Origin of the sequence: Novosphingobium sp., from assembly GCF_049240505.1 — a bacterium.
In the GTDB taxonomy this organism is placed as follows: domain Bacteria; phylum Pseudomonadota; class Alphaproteobacteria; order Sphingomonadales; family Sphingomonadaceae; genus Novosphingobium.
In genome coordinates this window covers 1-1,886 of record NZ_JBMLSM010000231.1, presented here as the reverse complement: position 1 = coordinate 1,886, position 1,886 = coordinate 1, and the positions used below count along the sequence as shown (strand labels likewise).

1 protein-coding gene is annotated in these 1,886 nt (G+C 63.4%); it reads right to left on the bottom strand.

The window, feature by feature from the left end:
• The coding region (locus ACOVQ0_RS19320; protein ID WP_421888422.1) for a phosphoenolpyruvate carboxylase at window positions 1-1,886 on the bottom strand (1,886 nt) is incomplete at both ends.

The following is a 1,886-nucleotide window of genomic DNA, read 5'->3' as shown; positions in this document are numbered from 1 at the left end:
GCGCTTTCAAGGTGTTCGCGCTGAACGCGGCGGATCGAGCGGTAGAAATCGAGGCTGAGATCGGTGCGATCGTAGAACGGGTCTTTGACCGAAAGATCGAGATCAGCGGCCTCTGCCTCGGCGATGCGGGTGAGCGTGGCGAGCGCGAGTTCATCGTTGCGGAAGAACAGGTAGCCGTCGCCGCCCTGGAAGCTGGCTTCCGGTTCGATGGTGACGCCAGCCTTCGCAAAACGGCGACGCGCCCAGCCAGACAGCGGCCATGTGAGGCGATCACCAAAGCCCGACGGATGGGCGCCGCGCCCCATCGATTCACCGTGTGTATCAAAGATCAGCGCGGCAACATCGGTCAGGCCGTTGGCCTTCATCGCTTCGGCAAGGCGGCCCTGCAGGCGTTCGATGGCCAGAGCAGCGGGAATCTGGCCCATGAAGCGGCCTGCATCGGAAAATCCGGTCTGGATCGAAACGCGACCGCGCAGGCGGGCGTAGCTGCGATAGGATTCTTCCGAAAGCAGAGCTTCGAGGAAGCGGCCACCGTGTTCCAGCGCGGTTTCGGTTTCGAACAGGGGCGAGACATCGACCTTGCCTTCGATACCGAAAAGCTTGGCGAAATAGAGTGCGGCGAGCACGGTCTGGGGTTGTTCGCATTCAGCGATCAACATGCGGATCGGCGCATCGGCATCGATGTGCTGCAGCATCTTCGCCATGACCAGAAACTGGCGCATGGCGGTGCTGGTCTCGATCGCCAGCGCGCCAAAGTTCACGCGGAGCGGCTTCACCTCGGCCAGCAATTCGCGAAGGCGTGAAAGCGCACTCTTGCTGCCAAGATCGAGGGTACCTTCGGGGTCGATCCGGCGGCGCAACGCGTTGAGAAGCTGGGACGAGTTTACGCGGAAGTGAATCCAGCCGATGCCAAGGCCATCGGCACGCATGGCGGCAGCAAGCGTGGCGAGCGGGATCGCCTTGTCTTCGTCAGCCTTCTTCGCCTCGGCTTCAAGCGCTTCGACCAGCGGGGTAAGACTGAGGAGCTTGGCCGGGTCATCGGCGCTGAGGCGGTTGGCGGCGGCGGAAAGCGCTTCTGGGGTTTCGAGCGGGGCGGAGAAGAGTTCGGCCATTTCCGCCGAATGATCGTGCGCCGCATCGAGCGTGGCGAGCAGCGGGTGCGCATCGTCGATGGTGCGAAGCGAAGCCGCGTAGCTTGACAGGCGCAATGCTTTTTCGCGCAGGCGGAAAGCGATGGACGTGGTCCAGCCGATATCGGTGCGACCGTCCATGTCATAACCGACCCACGTGGCGAAGCGGAACGGCAGCGGGCGGAAATCGAGCCAGCGGCCCGGCCAGCGCTGGCGGGCATGGCTGAGCAGCGTGGCATTGATGCGATCACGCGCAGAGGCAGCGCGCTGAATGGCGTTGCAGACCTCTACGTGTTCGAATTCCAGAGTGATCTTCGGCCCTTCGTGGGGCACGGTGCAGACCGTGGAGGCCTGCGGGTTGTCCGTAAGCGCGGCGGTGGCGACGGCGTCGGATTGCGCAGGCGACAGCAGGAAGGTGGGATGGGCAGTGAAAACCGCGTGCAGCAGCGGCTTTTCCCAGCGCTTGCAAAACTCTGAAAAGCCCGCTTCTTCGGGATTGAGCGCGGCGATCAGGCCGAGGTTTTCAGCCGCAGCCGTGGGCGCGACGAGACGCTTCAGCCGCGCGGCACGGCTTTGCAGGGCCTCGCATTCCAGCTCGGCGACGAGGCCATCAATGTCGGACAGCGAAATGTCGCCGCCTTCGAGCAGGCGGGACAGATCATGGCTAAGCTGGAAGACGGGGTTGAACAGCGGCGTTTCGGCCGTCCGCTCATGGAGTTTCTGCAACCTGGCCTTGAGCTTGGCGACCGTCTTCAT